This window comes from Granulicella paludicola, assembly GCF_025685545.1.
Classification (GTDB): Bacteria; Acidobacteriota; Terriglobia; order Terriglobales; family Acidobacteriaceae; genus Granulicella; species Granulicella paludicola.
The window spans coordinates 155,137-174,428 of sequence record NZ_JAGSYC010000023.1; the positions used below are offsets into that span (position 1 = coordinate 155,137).

The following is a 19,292-nucleotide window of genomic DNA, read 5'->3' on the forward strand; positions in this document are numbered from 1 at the left end:
AGATTGTTGCTAGACGATAAAAGTCCCGTTACAGTTCGCCGGTAGCTAGCCAATTTGCTGATCAACTATGGCGTTTTAGCCTCAAATGAATATTCAGGCGGAACCCTCAGGCTTGCGAGCTGTTTAGGGTAGCTGGAAGTCCATGACGACGGTAGCATTCATACCAATCGGTTTGTCGTTGTAGAGGTAGGGACGATAGCGCCAACGCTGCAAGGCATCGGCGGCGGCGGCCTGCAAGAGTGGAGGTCCGCTGATGATACGGGTGGAGATGACAGAGCCCGTCGGGTCCACCTCGGCTTCGAGCTTGACCTCTCCCTGAACATGCAGCGCGGAGGCCGCGGAAGGGTATGCGGGAGCCGGGCTGTAAGTGACATTGGCCGCCATGGAACCAAGCGAGGTAGCGCGGACGGTGGCCTTATGCACGACCCCGCCTATGGGGCTATTGTTACCTGGGCCAGCCAGCGGCGCGACATAGACAGGCGCAGGAGTCAGGTTCGGGCTGGAGGATAGAGCACTGGATGAGGGCGTGGGCGAATGGCGGAGAAGACGAGGGGAGCTCGAAGCTTCAGTCGGCGCAGACCTCGCCACAGCTGTGAGCTGTGTGGATGGCGAAGGTTTACCGTTCGGCCCGCTTGGAACGGCAGGTGGTGAGGCGATGCCGGATAACCTAGAAGCGGTGGGCCTTGAACGCGGCGTGAAACCGCTTGGCTGCGATACAGGCGGAGTGGAGATTGTGTGGCTAGGCCTTTTGTCCTTTGCAGGAGTGATCCCTTCTTGATTCTGAGAAGAACTGGCCATGCTTTTGCTGGCTTCTGCTGCCGAAGGAGCTTCGAAGGGTGTTGGCGAAACAGTTGTCGCGCTGGTGCCCGGGTTGTTTGGCGGAGAAGGACGGAAGAGCCAGAATCCGCCAAACAGCGCCAGTAGCAGGCAGGCAGCGACAGCGAACCAGAGCAACGGACGATGAGCATCTTCGTCCTGCGGCATCTCAAAGATGAGTGGAGTGTCTTCCCGCTCATCATTGGCGACGTGTGCAACAGCCGCTGTCGGAACGATGGCTGGAGCTTCTACCAGAGGGGCGGCGACCGGCGCCACGACAAGAGGCACGAAAGCGGTACGCGGAGCAACCGGGGTATCGAAGGCGTTCCGGGCATCCATTAGGAAACGCAGCAAAAAGTGGGCGTCGGCCTCGCTTGCCGAGGCGGCAAAGGCCGGGCCGGCAGAGGCGATCGCCAGCATCCCAAGCAGATCAGAGTAGCTGATCTGCTTATCGCTGGCATTAAGAAAGACCCATACATGCGAGGTGAGGTCGCGAGAGAAGGCACGGTCAGTACGGACACGCGTGGCAACAGAGCTAAAGCTCGCGGAGGTGTTAAGAGCCACACCGGCTTTGTTGAAGAAATCGCACAACTCCGCAATCTCGCTTGCGCAGCGGACGGACACCTCTTCGAGCTGGAGCGGTTGCAACATGTCTGCTTACCTTTCGTGCCGGTGAAACGCGGTCCTATTCTAGGTTAGACACAACGCCGGGCAAGATGTTGCCTTCTGTGTGAATTGGGCCGGTATTGGGAGGCCCGCAGTCGCTTTCAGGAAAAGTTAAGCCTGATGCGCGAGAATGGCGTGTATGAGAGTTCTCGTTGTCGAAGATGAGCTTAGGCTCGCGACAAATATTGTGGCAGGCCTGCGTGAGGCAGGGTTTGCCGTCGATCATGCGATCGACGGCATCGAAGGGCTGGCCTATGCAGAGCAAGGTCTATTCGATGTGATCCTGCTGGACCTGATGCTGCCGAGGCGCGATGGAAAGAGCGTGCTGCAGGCGATTCGCAATAAGGGTGTGCACAGCCCTGTGCTTATCCTCACGGCACAGGAGGGCAAAACCTCAGTCATCGACTTGCTGAACCTGGGTGCTGACGACTACCTGGCAAAGCCGTTCGATCTGGGCGAGCTGATCGCGCGGGTAAAGGCGCTGATCCGCCGCTCCAAAGGAACATCCTCTCCGCTACTGCGCGTGGTGGATCTCAGTATCGACACCGTACGACAGACGGTGACCCGGGGCAAGAAATCAATCGATCTCTCCCCGACGGAGTATCGGATACTTGAATATCTGGCTCACCGGCCGCGGGCTGTGGTTTCAAAAAAAGAGCTGCTCGAGCATCTGTACGACTATGACTGGGAACACCACTCGAATGTGATCGAAGCGCACATCTCCAATCTGCGACGGAAGCTGACGCTACCGGGTGCCGAGCCCATCATCGAGACATTGCGGCATCGAGGTTACCGTCTATACGCAGAGGGAGAGCTATGAAGACCAGCGCGTCGATCACGCGACGACTTATGCTGGCTGTACTCCTCATGCAGTGCGTGGCGGCTCTGGTGCTTATTGCAACGGTCGCAAATCATGAGCGTCACGTGCAGTTTACGGTATTCAAGACAAATCTCCGCGCTAGTGCAAACACATTGTTCGGAGCTTTGCAGGAAGCCGACGCGCGGGATGGAAGCATTGTGTTGGACCTGAACGGTCTGCCGCAACCATCCAAGGCGGTGTACAGCGCGATCGAAGCGGATGGCCGCGTGCTGGGTGCACAAGGCGAAGCTCCAAGACTTTCGACGGCCTCGGGAACGTTTACGGACGCGTACATAGGTAATGAGCACTATATCTTCTACGTGCTGACTGGCGAGCGTGCGATCGATCCAGGAAAGCCGTTTGCGGTCTATCACCATATTCGGATCACGTATGGACTGCCGATGGGCCGAGTTTGGCACGAGATCCTCGAGGCCATTCGCTTCTTCGCTCTTGCAACGCTGCTTTTGCTTGGCCTTACAGCAATCTTTCTTACATGGTTGATTCGGCGATTCTTGTTTCCCATACGAGAGCTCGCTACGGAGGCCGACCGGATCGACTCCGATAGCTGGGTCTTCGATGCCCCGCCGAGCAGCAAACACTTTATCGAACTGCGCCCTTTAGCCTCTGCTATGGAAAAGTCTGTGCTTCGCCTTCAGTCTTCGTTTGAACAGCAGCGAAGATTCACCAGCGACGCTGCACACGAACTGAAGACGGATCTCGCCATCGTCAAATCATCGCTGCAAGTGTTGAACATGAGGCGACGCTCTGTAGAGGAGTATGAGCAAGGACTTTTGCTGGGGCTAGATGACATCGGCCGTCTGGAGACGACCGTGCAGAAAATGCTGACTCTGGCACGTCTCGAACAAGCGCCGAGAAATTACAACCAGAGCTGCAACTTTGCAGAAGCTGTGCTGGAGGCAATAGCGCAAAGCCAGCCATTTGCAGAGCTGAAACAGGTCCAGGTGGAGGAACGCATTACTAAAGAGAATTTGTTCGTCGTGGCTAGCAAAGATGACGCGCTACTGCTGTGTTCAAACGTGCTAATGAACGCTCTGCAACATTCGTCCGCAAAGGAATCGGTAGAGATCTCGCTGACGTGTGAGAACGGCGTCGTCAGCTTGGCGGTTCGCGACCACGGCGCTGGCGTTGAACCCGAGGACCTGCCGTTCGTTTTTGGCGCTTTCTATCGCAGCGATGCATCGCGCAGCCGGAGGACAGGTGGTACTGGACTGGGTCTGTCCATCTGTAAAGCAATCTGCGAACGAGCGGGGGGCTCTATCTCCATTGCAAATCATGCCGACGGCGGAGCCATTGTGGAGATGAAGCTACCGATCATTGCGCCCGATCATGCTGGTTCTTAAGCGTCGTTTAATCCGTGAAGACAACACTGAAAATGGCCGGTTTGCGATGGGCCCCCAAGGAGGAGTGTTGCGATGCGATCGATCAAGGTAGGAATCGTGGCTAGTCTTATGGCTTGTCTTCAAACAGTGGCGGTGGCCGCTATGGGACAAAGTTACCGTGTCAGCGATCATTGGACGATCGGCGGCGAAGGCGGATGGGACTATTTATTGAGCGACGACGCAGCCCATCGGTTGTATGTAACGCACGGACCGCGCGTTGAGGTGCTCGATACGACAACCGGCAAGCCACTGGGTGCGATCACCGGGCTCAAGGGGACGCACGGCTTCGCCCTGAATCCCGATGGCAGGACGGGTTACATTAGCGATGGCGGTGCGAATCAGATCGTCGTGTTCGATCGAAGTTCGCTAAGCATCAAGCAGTCGGTAACGGCAGGAACCAATCCTGATGGGATCACATTCGAACCTGTAACGGGGACAGTCTGGGCCTTCAATGGCCGTAGTAAGAGTGTCTCCGTGATGAATGCAGCCAGCAACACGGTCGTCGCAACCATCGTGCTACCGGGTAAGCCCGAGTTTCCACAGGCTGACGGCAAGGGCAAGGTCTTCGTGAATATAGAGGACAAGAGTGAAATCGTCGAGCTCGATGCGAAGGCAAGGACCATCGTACGAAGCTGGCCACTGAATGGGTGCGAATCTCCGTCAGGAATGGCGATTGATCGCGAACTGCACCGATTGTTCTCGGTCTGCGATGGGGGCAAGATGGGCATATCCGACTATGCGGCGGGCAAACTCATCGCGTTGGCTGCTATCGGCGATTCACCGGATGCTGCGGCGTTCGATCCAAAGAGCAAGCTGGCGTTCTCCTCAAACGGTGAGGGCTCGCTGACGATCGTCGATACCAAGAAAGCTGGGTTTCCGGTGCTGCAGACAGTAGCGACCGTGAAGGGCGCTCGCACTATGGCGTACGACGCAACGACGGGACGCGCCTATCTCTCCGCCGCAAAGTATGGTCCGGTGCCAGCGGCGACGGCAGCTATCCCGCATCCTCGACCGGTAGTGCTGCCGGGCAGCTTCGAGATCGTGGTCGTATCACGTTAGGGGAAAGGTAATGCAGAAGAGGCCCGCATTCTGCGGGCCTCTTCTGCGTTAGGAGTAAACCTTGTCTTCCGTTTGAAGCTGATGCGTTCGCGAGGTCAGCAGGTAGTAGATGACAGGCGTGACAATCAGACTCAGCACCATCGAGATCACGAGGCCGCCGATAACTGCGATTGCCAACGGCTGAAGCATCTGTGACCCGGCCCCGAGAGCAAACGCCAGTGGCAACATGCCGCTTATGGCCGCAGCCGCAGTCATAAGGATAGGGCGAAGACGGCGCTGGGCAGCGTGCAGCATCGCTTCTCGTGCCGAAGTGCCTTCGCTGCGATAGCGCTCATCGGCATCAAGCAAAAGAATGCCGTTTTTGGCAACGATACCGATGACCATGATGACGCCCATGAACGATGCCACGTTGAATGTTGTCCCCGTAATGAGCAGCGCGAAGACGACGCCACCGACCGATAAGACAGAGGAAGTAAGGATCGCAATCGGCGCGGAGAAATTGCGGAACTCGATAAGCAGCACTCCGAAGACGAGCGCGAGCGATATCAGCAGTACCTGCAAGAGCTCGCGGAAGGATTTCTGTTGTTCCTGATAGGTGCCTCCGTAGACGACGCGGACTGAGGAAGGCAGGTGCATATTGCTAACCGCCTGCTGCACCTTCGTGATGGCTGTTCCGAGATCGGAACCCTGCAGCTGCGCTGTCACTACAATCATGCGTTGCAGGTTCTCTCGGCGGATCTCATTCCGCGGCGGCAGTTGCGTTACCTGGGCTAACGAGCCGAGCGTGGCTAGCTTACCGCTAGAGCTGTTGAAGACCACATTCTCGATGGAGTCCAGCGACTGTCGTGTCTCATCACCCAGGCGAATGCGAACCGTGTAGGGACGCCCGTTCGAGATAAGCGGTTCGGACGTGGTCACACCGTCGAGGATGGAGGTGGCATCTTCTGCGACCTCCTGCGGAGTGAACCCCATGCGCCCGGCGACGGTGGGGTTTACCTGGAAGTTAGTCGCAGGGCCGCTGATGGTATTTTCTATGCCATCTTCGACACTGACAACACCGGGTATCTTGCCGATGGTACCGCCGACGCGAGGTGCGACATCCGAGAGCAGCGCCGGATCGTTGGCGAACAGCTTAATCTGGATCGGCTCTGGAGCATTCGATAGGTCGTTGATGTTGTCCTGCAAAACCTGCGTAAATTCGACGTCCAGCTCGGGCTCTGTTTTCTTGAGCTCGGCGCGCGCGTCCGCGATCACGTCGTCGATCGCGCGACTGCGTTTGCTCTTGAGCTTGACGGTCATATCTCCATAGTTCGCTTCCGTGACAGCTGCGAGGCCCATCTGTAGACCGGTGCGGCGTGAGGTGCTATCGACCTCGGGGATCGAATGGAGGATATGTTCGACATGCTCCATCACACGATTCGTCTCCGTGAGCGAGCTGCCTGCGGGCATGATGTAGTCGAGGATGAAGCCGCCTTCGTCCATCTCTGGCAAGAGATCAGAGCCGAGCGACTGATAGCCGACGTAGGTGCCGACGACGAGGAGGCCGCAGAGTCCAAGCAGAAGGAACGGACGGGAGAGTGCCCAGGTGAGACCTTTCTCATGCCAATGAAGGACCTTCTTCATCATGCGTCCGTGCTCTTCCTGGGCAGGCTGCGTGGTCTTACGCTGCTTTAGAAGGATGAGGCTAAGAGCCGGCGTCCATGTAACGGCAAGCAACAGAGAGGTGAGCAGCGCGACGGTCATCGTAATGGCCAACGCCCGGAAAAAGCTGCCAGTCACGCCCGTAACCGAGATCAGCGGAAGAAAGACCACAACCGGTGTGATCGTCGACCCCACCAGCGGCACCGCGATCTCTTTCAAAGCAAGGCGTGCAGCATCTGCACGCGACTCTCCTGCATCACGATGGAGGACAATATTTTCGACGACGACGATGGCATCGTCGATTACTAGACCGATGGCAGCCGCGAGACCGCCAAGCGTCATGAGATTGAAGCTTTGTCCCATGCCCCACAGGACCAACACCGTGATAGCGACGGTGACAGGGATCACAAGACCTGCAACGAGGGACGAGCTCCAGTCGCCAAGGAACAGGAAAAGAATGACGCACGCGAGCGCGAGGCCGATGAGGATAGCATCGCGAACGCTGCTGATGCTTTCCCGCACCAACTCGGACTGATCGTAATACGGCTTCAGTTCGACACCAGCTGGAAGACTTTTCTTCAACTGTTCAACCTGTGCAGCGACTGCATCGGCAACCGCAACAGTGTTACTCGAAGGCTGTCGCGTGATGTTGAGCAGCACCGCAGGCTTACCGCCAGAGGTGACAGCCGTATAGACAGGCAGGACTCCGGGTTGCACCGTAGCTACGTCGGAGACGCGAATGGCGGTTCCGCTGGCAGTCGTCTTGACGACGAGCTGACCAAGCTCCGCAGCGTCGTGTGCCTGCGCGCCTACAAGGCCAAGCACCAACTGATGGTTCGCCTCATACAGACCGGGTGAATCGATGATGTTCGATGCCTGCACGGAGCTCATCAGGTCGAGGATGGTGACGCCTGCGGTCTGCATACGCGCCATATTAGGCACAATGTGAAACTCCGGCACCTTGCCGCCCTGGATTGTGACGGTGCTGACGCCATCGACACGGTTGATGGGTGGCTTTAGCTGGTAGGTCGCGAGTTCCCACAACTGCGTCTGCGACAGGTGATCTGAGGTGAGACTGTAGCCGAGGATGGGGAACGTCGCAAAGGTGAGGCGATTGGTGGTGATCGCCGCAGTTGCAGGCAGAGTCTGCCTCGCCTTACTGATGGCCGCATCGACGAGCTGCAGGGTCTGGAACATGTTCACGTTCCAATCGAAGAAGAGGCTCACCTCGGCAGAGCCCCGGCTCGTGGTCGAACGTACGGTCGTCAAACCTGGCACAGAATTCACTGCATCTTCGATGGGCTTGGTGACCGTGACCTGCATCTGGTCGACGGGCATTACACCGTTGTCGACGCCGATCACGACGCGGGGAAAGTTCGTCTCTGGGAAGACCGAGATCGGTACCTTCTGTGCGGCGAAGATGCCCGCGATCGACAGAACAATAAGGAAGAAAAAGATGGGGCCTCGGAACCGCACCAGCCAGTAGGAGTCGTCGCGCACTGCGAGTGGCTGCTTCATTCCTTCTCGTCTCCTTCGGCGCCTGGCTTGCTAATCTTTACCTTGCTTCCACCGCTCAGCCCGTAGGCTCCTTGCGTGATGACTGTCTCGGAACCGTTCAATCCTTTCGTTATCTGCACATCATCGCCATCGTTGATGCCGAGTTCCACGCTGACCTTATGCGCCGTGCCATCATTGCTCACCTTCATTACCGACTTCGACCCGTCCTCGGCGGTGAGGATTGCGGTCAGCGGGACTTTCACGGCGCGAGGAACTGACCGGCCAGCAATCGAGACCCGAACCGGCGTGCCCGCCTTATAGGCGCCTGCAGTGTTGTTGATCTTTAGCCAGACTTCGACCGTGGTACTCCCAGGATCGAGAGCAGGGCTAATAAGAGAGACCTTACCTGCTACGGGTTGATCTATGCCGGGAATATTGACCGATGCGTCGTCACCGAGACTGAGCCGCTGTGCCACCGTCTGCGAGAGATGCACCTTCGCGAGCAGCGAGGAGGTATCCATGACCGTAAGGAGCGGCGAGCCAACGGTGGCGGTCTCACCAGGGAACAAGGATCTGTCCGTGACGACACCGGCGATCGGACTACGAATCTGCGAGTACGAAACCTCTGCTTCGGAGGCCTCGTACTTACCCTTCGCGGAAGAAAGTTGGCCTTGCGCGAGTTGCTTTGAGGCTTCGTTGCTGACGTTGCTGAGCGCCTGAAGATGGTTTCGTGCGTTATCGTAAGCCGATTGCGCCTGGGCTAGAGCAGCAACAGCAGTATCGTAGTCCCGACCAGCGATTGCCCCTTGCTGGAAAAGCTTTTCGCGCGAAGCCGCAATCTCTTGCTGCAGATGAAGCTGGGCCTTAGCCTGGTCGACATCAAGTTGAGCCTTGGCAAATTCCTCAGGCACCTGAGCCTTTGTCTGCATCTCGAAGGTGGCCTGAGCTGCCGTGTACTGTCCCTTGCTGTCGAGAGCTTGCGCGGAGAGATCGCGGTTCTCAAGCACCGCCAGCAATTGTCCCTCCTTCACTTTTGCCCCACGCTGGACGTAGAACGTACGTACCGGTGCGCTGATCTTCGGCGATATCGCTGCCTGCGCGAGCGGCGAGAGCGTGGCATCCGCCATGATGCGTTCGGAAATCTCGCCAAGCTCTGGATGCTCAGCTGCAACCGTGACGACCGGCTGAGGCGTCTCGTCAGCGGCCTTCTTGCAGCCGTCCATGCCCGCTGTGCCAACCAATACGAATAAGAGAGCGAGATTGCGGCGAAGTTTCGGTGTGCGGTTGTAGCAAAAGGTCATGGGATTAGAGGCTTCCTGTAAGAACTTGAAGGGCGGCGCGCGCCGTCTCGAAGCGGACCAGACCGTCAGCGCGTGCAGTGCGAGTAGCAAGATCGGAGTTTTGAGCATCCACAACTTCGAGTGCCGTGGACTCACCCGCCTCATAGCGAAGTTTTGTCAGCTTCAGGCTTTCGTCTGCCGTCCGCACACTCTCCTCCAGCAGATCGAGTTGATCCCGCGCCGCGACGGCTTCGGCGTAACCCTCTTCCAGGTTGGCGATAAGGCGACGTTGGGCGGCGGTCAGGCTTACCTTGACAGCGTCCCGCTGGATCTCGCTCTGCTTGATCTTTTTCTGCGTCGCGAACCAGTCCCACACGGGGATATCAAGCGTGGCGCCGATGGAATAGCCAAGATTGCGCACATCGTCCGGACCGTGCTTCGCGAACTGCGGCGCGTCGATACCGTAGGCGAAATTCATGCCAAGGTCTGGCAGATAGGCGGCCTTTGCGGATTTCACACTGGCGTTGGCAGCAACAACATCCGCAAGCGCACTGCGAATCTCGGGGTTGTTCTTCGCGGCAAGTTGATTCACCTCTTCCCGCGTTGGGAGCACCACTGAAGAGGAGGGAGGTTCTGTTGTGTACGAAGTGCGCGGGTCTGGAAAGAGCAGAACGGCGAGTTCCAATCGTGCCTTCTCCGCTGCAACCGAGGCATCGCTGCTGTCACGCTGCCTTTGCTGCATCTGCAGTTGGGCCTTGATGGCGTCTGCATGGGCGACCTCACGTGCGGCCTCACGCTGTTGAGTGACTCGTGCAAACGCAGAAGCCTCTGCCAGCGCGTCGGCCTGCAGTTGCGCCTTTACCTGTGCAGTGGAGACCGAGTAATACAACGTAACAACCGCCGACACGAGGCCGCGCCGTGCAACCTCAAGTTCAGCTGTAGCACGTGCTGCATTCGCTGCTGCGACCTTGGCCTCGGCGAATTGTTTTACGCCGATGGTCTCGCTGACGACGCCCTGGCTAGTGTACTCGCGCACTGCATTATTGGCGATGAAGACAGGCGAGGCCTGCGCACCAACCTGCCCCCCTTGATTGGTCTGACCATTCGGCTGGGTGTAGAGCATCTGGTTGTGATACGTCACCGATGGAAGCAGCGCAGCCTTGGCGAGATAGCTATCGATGTGCGCAGACTTCTGGGCAGCCACGGCTGCAGCGAAGGCGGGCTCGTTGGCCTGAGCTCGCTTAATGGCCTCATCCAGAGTCAAAGGCCGAGACACGTCCAACACCTGCTGGGCGAGTCCGCTCGCGCCCAAACTGGACAAGAGAGCAAAGGCAAGAAAGTCTTTGGAGATAAAACTGAGCCGACGAGCCATGACATAAGGGTAGTAGCAACGACCTTAAACTTTCCTGAACTAACAAGAGAATCGGTAGGTATTGTTACTTCAAACATTTGAGGCACTTGGGTACGGGATTTCCCAGCGTACGAATCTTAACGGTAACGTTTCCATTAATGCACCGACTGCTCTATAGTTAGCGGGATCGAAAAGCTTTCCACCTCAGGAGATTGTGACCAGACGATGCGCACCTTCGACCGCAGAACCTTCCTCCAATCGGCTGCAAAAACAGCAGCTCTCGCCGGAACCGTATCCCGCCTGGATACCCTGTTCGCCCAGGCTGCGAAACGTTCCCCGAACGACAATATCCAACTTGCCTTGATCGGAGCAGGCATCCAGGGACAGGGGGACACAAAGTTTGCCCTTCAGGTCCCGGGCGTCAAGCTGGTCGCAGTAGCTGACTGCTATGACGGTCGTCTGACTCACGCAAAGGAGCTCTGGGGAGCTGATATCTTTACCACCCGCGATTACCGCGAGATCCTCTCCCGCAAAGACGTAGATGCCGTCCTGATCGCGACACCCGACCACTGGCATAAGCAGGCAGCCGTCGACGCCATGCACGCGGGCAAAGATGTCTACCTCGAAAAGCCAATGATTCATCTCTACTCCGATGGCCCGCAGATCATCGAAGCGGCGCAGTCGACGAACCGTATTCTCCAGGTAGGCAGTCAGCGCGTGAGCAACATCCTCTACGCCAAGGCGAAGGAACTACTCGCCTCGGGAGCCATCGGTAAGCTGAACATGATCACGGCTCGCTGGGACCGGAACTCTTCCACGGGCGCGTGGAACTACTCCATTCCTCTCGATGCTTCAACCGAGACTTGCGACTGGCCGCGCTTTCTCGGATCGGCCCCAAAGATTCCATGGAACGCCGAGCGCTTCTTCCAATGGCGCAAATGGAAGGACTACGGCTCTGGCGTTGCTGGCGATCTCTTCGTACATCTCTTCAGTGGCACGCACTTCATCACTGGTTCACACGGCCCCACGCGTGCCATCGCTACCGGTGGCCTGCGCTACTGGAAAGATGGTCGCGACGTAGACGACGTGCTGCTCGGTCTACTCGACTACCCCGAAGGCTTCAACCTCAGCCTGCGCGTGAACTTCGTGGATGGGGGCGAAGAGAGCGAAGGCTTCCTCTTTACTGGCTCCGAAGGTCAGATGGAGATCACCACGAGGGCCGTTACCGTCACGCGTAGCCCTATGTCGAAGGAGCCCGGCTACACCGTCTCCACCTTCGCCGACGCTATGCAGCGTCAATACATCGAAGAGTATCGCAAGAAGTATCCGCTGCCGCACCCTGACGGACCTCCGCCCCGCAACGTCGAAAGCTATGTCATACCTGACGGCTACGTAGACAGCTACGATCACTTCCAGAACTTCTTCGACTCTGTCCGCACACGCAAACAGCCGGTGGAAGACGCCACCTTTGGCTTCCGTGCCGCAGGCGCTGCCCTGCTTTGCAATCTAAGCGTCGATCGCGACAGCGTCGTGCACTGGAATCCTGAAACGATGAAGGTCGTCTAGCTTTTCAAATTTGATGGAGACTTTATGAAGCTACCTCTCAAGCCTCTCGCCCTGCTTCTTCCGCTGCTTGCGGTTCCCTTTGCACAGGCGCAAGATCCAGAACATGCCACGCAGTTTCGTATGCAGCATCCGGGCAATGGCCCCGGTGGTGAACCTCGCATCTCGTTCCTCGCTCATCGGCTCGGTACCGATCATGCAGAGGGTATCTCCGTGCTCGACATGAACGGTGATGGCTTCGCTGACCTGCTCAGTGGTGCCTATTGGTACGAAAACCCCGGCGCAAACGGCGGCGAATGGAAGCAGCACCAGTTCCGAACCGTTGGCACGCACAACGAGTTTGTCAGCGACTGTGGAGAGTGGATCGTTGATGTGGACCACGATGGGTTACCCGATCTCGTCACGACAGGCTGGATCTCGAATGGCCTTTGGTGGTATCGCAATCCTGGTCCAAAGGCCACTGCCGCAGGTGAACAGTGGAAGGCCGAGAAGATCACGGACAGCTTCGACACGGAAGGTGGCGCTTTTGCCGACATCAACGGCGATGGCAAGCCCGATGTCGCTTTGGCGCACTACAACCGGTCCGGCATCCTCTGGGTCGACTTCAGCGGAGCGAAGCCTCGCACGCATCACCTCGGCGATCGCGAACAGGACGGCCACGGCATCGGCGTCGCGGACATCAATGGCGATGGCAAGATCGATGTCCTCACCACTCATGGCTGGTTCGAGCAAATCGACGCGAACAATGACAAATGGACATGGCATCCGGACTGGAACCTCGACGACACCGGCTTTCCTATCCTTGGTTACGACGTAAACCATGACGGCAAGCTCGACCTGATCTATGGACAGGGGCATGGCTATGGACTTTACTGGCTCGAACAAGCAGGCACACCGACGCATCGCCTCTGGATTCGCCATACTATCGACGAATCTTTCTCGCAGTCCCATGCTCTAGCGCTGGTAGATGTTGATGGAGACGGTGTACCGGAGCTAATCACGGGCAAGCGTTATCGTGGTCACTCCGGAAATGATCCCGGCTCCTACGATCCAGTTGTCGTCTATGCGTACAAGCTGCCGAATGCTGCAGCCTTCGCCGCTATCAAAACCAAGCGCACGCAAGGCTCGGGTGTGTCCGCAGAGAAGCCCGCTATGAACACGATGCGGATTGCAAACAGCGCAGATGATCCACTCTTCACCCGCTATACGCTTTCCATCAACGGCACAGCAAGCGCCGGAACGCAGTTTGTCGCAGCCGACTTCGATCATGATGGAGATATCGATCTCGCCAGTGCCGGCAAGCTCGGCGTGCACTTCCTTGAGAACTTGAAGATCAACAAAGTGCCTAAGGATGTCCGTGAGGAGATGCAGCCTCTCAATCGCAAATGGCCCTTCCCTGGAGAAGGCAAAGAAGTCGAACAGGAAGACGGCCCCAAGCAGTAGCGAGACCGAGAATCATTCTTCTGAAATGAGCAACCGCCCGCTTTCGCGGGCGGTTGCTCATTTCACTTTACTCGGAGACGGAAGTTCCAGCATTCCCCGGTGGCCCTATGAGGCGTTATACCTGGCAATCTTTGCTGAAAGAGCACGTCGCGTTTCAGCGTGATCAGGATGCTCAGCGAGATTAACGAGTTCCAGCGGATCAGCTCGTTCATCGAAGAGCATGGCACCATGCTTCGCGCCTTCACCCGCCGCGCCAAACTCGACATAGCGGTACCGCTCAGTACGTACAGCAGTACCATGGATGGTCTTTCCGTCCTCACTCCAAATACTGAAAGCAGGTCGGTCCCAGGTAGAGTCGGGCTGCTTCAGCAAAGGAGCGAGGCTTTCGCCCTCCAAGCCATCAGGACGAGCGAAGCCCGCGAGTTCTACGAGCGTTGGGTAAAGATCCAGCGACTCTACTGTTCGATAACTAGCGCGACCGTTGCCCGCAGCACCCGGGGCTCGGATCAACAGGGGTACTCGCGTTCCCAGCTCAAAGAGCGAGCCCGCCTTCGACCATTTGCCACGTTCGCCGAGCTGATACCCGTGATCTGCGACGAATACAACGATCGTATTTTCGCGCAGCTCGGAATGATCGAGCTCTTCGAGAACCCGTCCGATGTTCCAATCCGCCCAGGTGATAGAAGCAAGATAGGCCCGCGTCACCTCCTTCGCCTCGCGCTCGCTGGCGCCACGACGGATGAAGAGGTCGGCGTTCTGTTTGCGTATAGCCGCAGCAGGAATATCCGGAGTTACGGTAGGCCAAGGTGCGAAGTTTACGGGCAGTTCGATCTTGTCCAGGTCGTAGAGGTCGATGAACTTCTGTGGCGCGGTGGGAGGGCTATGCGGACGCGAGAAGCCCACGGCGAGAAAGAACGGCTTCTGTCCGTGACGATGTTTGCGCAGGTAGTCGATGGCAAGATCGGCCGAGTGGTTTTCAGGGTGACCGGTACCGTCGTTTTCGACCACTACTATCCTATCGGAGCTCGCGGAATGGTCTGGATCCGCAGAGGGAGCTGGTGGGGTTGTCGGGGGACCCGGAATGCCAGGCGGTGGAGGGGGCACCGGCTCCGCCGGGATATGCATCGTGTGCTCCGCTGTGAATGGCGGCACGAAAGGCTGCTGCTCGTTGAAGCCGACTTCATTCCATGCTTTGGGATCGTCGATGCCACCATGAAAGATCTTGCCCGTACGATAGGTGTCGTACCCATGCTCTCGAAAGAACTGAGGCAGGCTCACCCAGTCAGGATGTGCTGTGCGGAAGTCGGTGCGATTGCCGAGGACGCCAGTCGTCGTTGGCTTGCGCCCATTGAAGAGCGAGGCGCGTGACGGATTGCAAAGGGGAAACTGGCAATAGTTACGGTCGAAGCGGACGCCTTCGCTGGCAAGGCGATCAAGGTTTGGTGTCTTTGCACGTGCGAGCGAGCCATAGCAGCTTAGCTCCGCGGCCATGTCATCCGACATAATCCACAGGATATTCGGTTGCTTCTGCTTCGGTACTGGCTTTGAAGCGGAGCCAACGGATGGCAAAGTGGTGGCTGCAGCAACCCCGGCCATCCCGGTAAGGAACTGGCGGCGCGAGGCCTGCGGTTTTGGATTCGATTTCTTCATCAAAGAGTGTCCTTGCTTTTAGAAGCGGATGCGTCCCGAAAACTGGAAGTCGCGACTACCGGAGTTGCTGGTGGCCGTGGTGACATCGCCAAAGGTGGTGCTGTTCACCGCCGTATTGATGCCGCCGAAGGTGACCTTGTTCGTCACATTCTGGCAATCGACCGCGAAGATGAACTTGAACCGTTCCGTGATGTCAAAGGAACGGCGTACGCCCATGTTTAAGTTATAGACGCTGGGGGCACGCAGTCCGTACGCAGCAGTACGCGGTGAATCGCCGATCATGAGAGAACCAGAGTTGCAGAATGGACCGGCAGTACTGGAGCATGCGATTCCTCCTACACCCGCACCGGGAGTTGTCCCACTCACCGCGCCCTTGATGTAGGAGAGCTTTCCAAGGTTCGCGGCCGTAGCACCTGTACCCCAACTGCCGTTCTGACGAACGTTGCCGCTGAAGTTTGGATTGACGTCAGGCATGCACTGCCCCTGTCCCGGCTCGGACGACGTGGTGCATGCTGTCGATGTAACTGCCAGAGGTGCGCCCGAGATATAGGTGAAGATCCCGGAGACATTCCAGCCACTCAGCAACACACGAGTCACCAAGTGTTCGCCACCAAAGTGACCTCTGCCTGCTGGGACTTTGTAGACACCATAGATGGAAAGGTTTTGCGGGAGGTCGGTGACACTCGGAGAGCGATCGATGCGATTCGCTTTCCAGGAGTTGCCGTTGAGCGTGGCGCTTCCTGGAATTGCGTATCCCGTGCGGATCGTGCCGGTGTCGTCGAGCTGCTTTTCGTAGGTGTAGTTCACGTTGAAGGTGAGACCGTTTGAGAGGCGCTTCGAAAGCGACACCTGCAGCGAGTGATACGAGGCGTTCGCCGTCTGGCTTCCCCACGTATCAGTAACGCCCGAGTACTGGGGCATCCAGGTCAACATCTGAGCGATGGTCGCATGTCCCGCGCCAGCAGTCGTCCCAGCCGCAGTCACGTATCCGGCATAAGGCGCCTGGATGCCGGGGATGATTGCAGCAGCCTTGGCGATGTTCGCCTGTGTTGCCGGAGACGTCAGGATCGACTGCCCCAGCACGAAGTACTTCGGATCGAGCTCACCCGATTGCAGGCCACGAATGTTGCTGGCACCTGCAAGGAAGTGGCTTTGCGAACCTGCGTAGTTCACCATGAGAGTGAGGTTTGGAAGAATCTCTCGCTGCACGCCGAAGTTCCAGAAGTCGAACTCGGGTGAACGACCGGATACATACGGATCAAGGTAGCTGATCGCGCCCGGTGTGACATACGTGCCAGCACTGTTGACGTAGTTGCCGGTATTCAGGATCTGGCTGGCCGCGCTTGGCGTCGTTATGGCAGGAACGGTGTAACCCGGACCTCCGAAGTTTGTGTTGGATAGACCGAGAGCCTGAAAGCCTGTGCTGTTGTTGAGATAGAAGGCCGGACCAGCACCTGTGCCTGCGCCCCCGTCAATGAAGGTCGGCGAAGACGTGAGGCCAAGCGAACCCGTTCCCTGATACGCACCGCCTGCGCCGCCTGTACCTCCGCCGTGTGAATACACAAGCGCATACGAGCCGCGAACAACAGTCTTGCTGTCCAAGGCATATGCGAAGCCAACACGCGGGCCCCAGTTCTTCAGGTAGTTCTTTGCCGGTGAGTTGCACTCGCAGCTTACGCCGGGCCCTCCACGGTTGCCTGCAAACTGCAGCGCCCCAAGGTTGCCGGTCGCGGCATTTGTAAGATTCGGATTGAGGAACGAGAAGCGATCCAGCACCTCGTTGTACGTGGGTAGGTAGTCCCAGCGCAGACCGATGTTGAGCGTGAGCTTTGAGTTGACCTTCCAATTGTCCTGAAAATATGGCGAGAAGGGACGGAAACGGCCGCCCAGCACCGAGAACGGGAGGACACTGACACCGGAGTTCGCAACTGCGCCAAGCAGGAAGCTCGCGTAGGAGTAGCCCGTACCGCTGGAGTAAGTCGTTCCGTTTACCGCAGCTGTCTCATTGATGCCCCATCCGAGCGTAATGCCGGAGGTCGGGCCGTCCTGTGCCGACTGGTTCAGTTCCAGCCATTGATACTGGAATCCAAACACCATCGAATGATTGCCCTTGACCCAGTTCAGGTTATCGAGCACGGTGTAGCTTTCATCGACCGTTGTCTTGCCTGTGCCGGGTGTGCCGTCTCCCCAGCCAGCTACCGGATTGCTGCCGCCGAAGGTCGAGGTTGGGAACTGGTTTGTCGCCTGTGAGTTCGCAGTCGTGGGAACACCGCTGAAGGTGATGCTCAGCGTGGTCGCCTCGTACTGCTGAACACCTTGCGTCGCGTTCCTTGACGGAGGGCCGCCGAAGTTGCTGAAACCATACTTGAGCTGGTTCACAAGGTTCGGGCGAATGGTAAAAACATCCTGAGCATCGGCCCAGTGACCACCCGTTTCGGTGTAATTCGACGCCGCATACGGAAGAGGCAGCAGAGCGCTTGCTGTAAACGGAATCGGATGCGTGTCACCGCCAGTGACGACGAAGGAAAGTCGATGGCGTGGCGAGATGTTGTAGTCGATACGGCCCGAGTAGAGCCAGTTATCAACACCTTCCGCATTCCCGCCAAGGTAGTTGCCTTGGATACCGCTCGTGGTGGGTGCTGGCAGAAACGCCTGCATGGCCTGGGAGATCGGTGAGATAAGGTTCGCAGGGATCACGTTCGCCGTAGGTACGCCGTTCTTCAAACCCTTGAAGGCTGCACGTGTGCAGTTACCAGCGGCAGTGCAGGTGAGCGTCGTGGGGTCATACAGCGTATAGCCAGGACCACCGTTCGCAGAGAGCAGCTCCGTGAAGTCGCCAGTACGCATCAACGTCGTCGGAATCGTTGTGGTCGCATACGCAGGTCCCGTACTCCCGTGCGTCCGATCGTAAGCTGAAAAAAAGAACAATTTGTCATGACCGCTGAAGAGATGAGGAATACTGATCGGTCCGCTGATGGTAGCCGTGAACTCATTCTGATGATCTCCTGGCTTGCCTGCAGGAACGGCGACCAGCTTTCCGCCCACGAGCTTTTGTACGGTGGCGGCAGGCGCGGTAAATCCCCATGTGTCGAAGATCGTATTGCGTACGAAGTCCGCGATCGTTCCGTGAATCTGATTAGCGCCCGAGGCCATGGTATAGTTCACCGAACCTGCACCCTGTGCATCTGCCGACTGTCCACTCGTCGTTGCGCCAATCTGGTCGATGGCTTCAGACGGAACGATGTTGAAGATGGGACGGTTGTCGCCTATCTGGCTGATCGTCGTGATGGGGATACCGTCGAGGTACACCTCTTCTACGCGGCTGGCTGTACCTGAAACTAGCGATGACCGAGCACCCGGTTGTGCGCCTGGTAGCAGGTTTGAAAATTGCGTAATGTCTCGCTGCTGGTTGCCCGCAAGCAACAGCGGCAGGTCCATGTATTCCTTATTTGAGATCGTTCCGCCGAGCGTAGCGTTCGTGGTGTCGAGCGCTGGCGGAGCATCACTGACGGTGACAATCTGGCTCTCCGTCCCATTCGGCAGCGAGAGATTGAGACCGAAGCTTTGAGACGCATTGATCACAATTCCCTCTTGCTTGATGCTCGAAAATCCGCTTGCAGTCGCCGTCACCGTGTACGTTCCAACCGGTACAGGGCTGATTCGATAGAGACCACTCGCCGAGCTTGGTCGCGTGAAGGCAACACCTGTCGCAGGGTTTGTTGCTGTCACCTGCGCATTGGGTATGAGCGCACCGCTGACATCCGTGATCGTTCCGGTGATCGCGCCTTCGCCGCCCGTCTGCGCCGTAAGGCGACGTCCTGATAGAGATGTGAGGAAGAGCATGATAAAGCTGAAAGCAACAGTGCTTCGCTTGCGGCGATGTGAATTCAAAACGTTCAAGTCTGGGCTCCGAAATATCTATGATTGCGTCATCTGTTCTAGGCCGCCCGACCGTCCAGTTTGCAGACATCTGAAGTCACATCCTCGCAACCAGCGCAGAAGTCCCTCAAGTCGTCTCTGCCTTTACGCGGAGGACCTTAAAAGTTGTCAGGGGAAATGGGGTGCAA

At 57.5% G+C, this 19,292-nt stretch carries 11 protein-coding genes; 5 read left to right on the forward strand and 6 right to left on the reverse strand.

Annotation, left to right across the window (positions count from 1 at the left end; translation table 11 throughout):
* Window positions 1-123: 123 nt before the first annotated feature.
* Window positions 124-1,467, reverse strand: coding sequence for a TonB family protein (locus OHL14_RS08025; RefSeq protein WP_263378820.1), 1,344 nt, complete (start codon window positions 1,465-1,467; stop codon window positions 124-126).
* 154 nt (window positions 1,468-1,621) lie between these two features.
* Between OHL14_RS08025 and OHL14_RS08030 the strand changes: the two genes are divergently transcribed.
* The 3 genes from OHL14_RS08030 to OHL14_RS08040 all read left to right on the forward strand — a co-directional run bounded on the left by OHL14_RS08030 (window position 1,622) and on the right by OHL14_RS08040 (window position 4,800).
* Window positions 1,622-2,302 (forward strand): response regulator transcription factor, encoded by a 681-nt coding sequence (locus OHL14_RS08030; protein ID WP_263378821.1) that lies wholly within the window; start codon window positions 1,622-1,624, stop codon window positions 2,300-2,302.
* Complete coding sequence (locus OHL14_RS08035) at window positions 2,299-3,702, forward strand: sensor histidine kinase (protein ID WP_263378822.1); 1,404 nt, start codon at window positions 2,299-2,301, stop codon at window positions 3,700-3,702. The genes OHL14_RS08030 and OHL14_RS08035 overlap by 4 nt, the downstream gene beginning before the upstream one ends.
* Before the next feature lie 72 nt (window positions 3,703-3,774).
* A complete protein-coding gene (locus OHL14_RS08040) occupies window positions 3,775-4,800 on the forward strand; it encodes a YncE family protein (protein ID WP_263378823.1) in 1,026 nt (341 codons plus the stop codon).
* A 48-nt stretch (window positions 4,801-4,848) separates the two neighbouring features.
* Here OHL14_RS08040 and OHL14_RS08045 read toward each other — a convergent pair whose 3' ends face one another.
* Genes OHL14_RS08045 through OHL14_RS08055 form a run of 3 tightly spaced genes read right to left on the reverse strand, consistent with a single transcriptional unit; the run spans window position 4,849 to window position 10,590 of the window.
* Window positions 4,849-7,959 (reverse strand): efflux RND transporter permease subunit, encoded by a 3,111-nt coding sequence (locus tag OHL14_RS08045; RefSeq protein ID WP_263378824.1) that lies wholly within the window; start codon window positions 7,957-7,959, stop codon window positions 4,849-4,851.
* Complete coding sequence (locus OHL14_RS08050; protein ID WP_263378825.1) at window positions 7,956-9,239, reverse strand: efflux RND transporter periplasmic adaptor subunit; 1,284 nt, start codon at window positions 9,237-9,239, stop codon at window positions 7,956-7,958. The genes OHL14_RS08045 and OHL14_RS08050 overlap by 4 nt, the downstream gene beginning before the upstream one ends.
* A gap of 4 nt (window positions 9,240-9,243) precedes the next feature.
* On the reverse strand, window positions 9,244-10,590 hold the full coding sequence (locus tag OHL14_RS08055) for a TolC family protein (protein WP_263378826.1): 1,347 nt from the start codon (window positions 10,588-10,590) through the stop codon (window positions 9,244-9,246).
* Window positions 10,591-10,794: 204 nt separating this feature from the next.
* On the opposite strand from OHL14_RS08055, the gene OHL14_RS08060 reads away from it, so the two are divergent.
* Both OHL14_RS08060 and OHL14_RS08065 read left to right on the forward strand, forming a co-directional pair.
* A complete protein-coding gene (locus OHL14_RS08060) occupies window positions 10,795-12,135 on the forward strand; it encodes a Gfo/Idh/MocA family protein (RefSeq protein ID WP_263378827.1) in 1,341 nt (446 codons plus the stop codon).
* Window positions 12,136-12,159: 24 nt separating this feature from the next.
* Window positions 12,160-13,575, forward strand: coding sequence for an FG-GAP repeat domain-containing protein (locus tag OHL14_RS08065; protein WP_263378828.1), 1,416 nt, complete (start codon window positions 12,160-12,162; stop codon window positions 13,573-13,575).
* Window positions 13,576-13,680: 105 nt separating this feature from the next.
* Here the strand turns inward: OHL14_RS08065 and OHL14_RS08070 are convergent, their stop codons facing one another.
* Together OHL14_RS08070 and OHL14_RS08075 are read right to left on the reverse strand one after the other, a co-directional pair.
* Window positions 13,681-15,225 (reverse strand): sulfatase-like hydrolase/transferase, encoded by a 1,545-nt coding sequence (locus OHL14_RS08070; protein ID WP_263378829.1) that lies wholly within the window; start codon window positions 15,223-15,225, stop codon window positions 13,681-13,683.
* A gap of 18 nt (window positions 15,226-15,243) precedes the next feature.
* On the reverse strand, window positions 15,244-19,125 hold the full coding sequence (locus tag OHL14_RS08075; RefSeq protein ID WP_263378830.1) for a carboxypeptidase-like regulatory domain-containing protein: 3,882 nt from the start codon (window positions 19,123-19,125) through the stop codon (window positions 15,244-15,246).
* Window positions 19,126-19,292 lie beyond the last annotated feature (167 nt).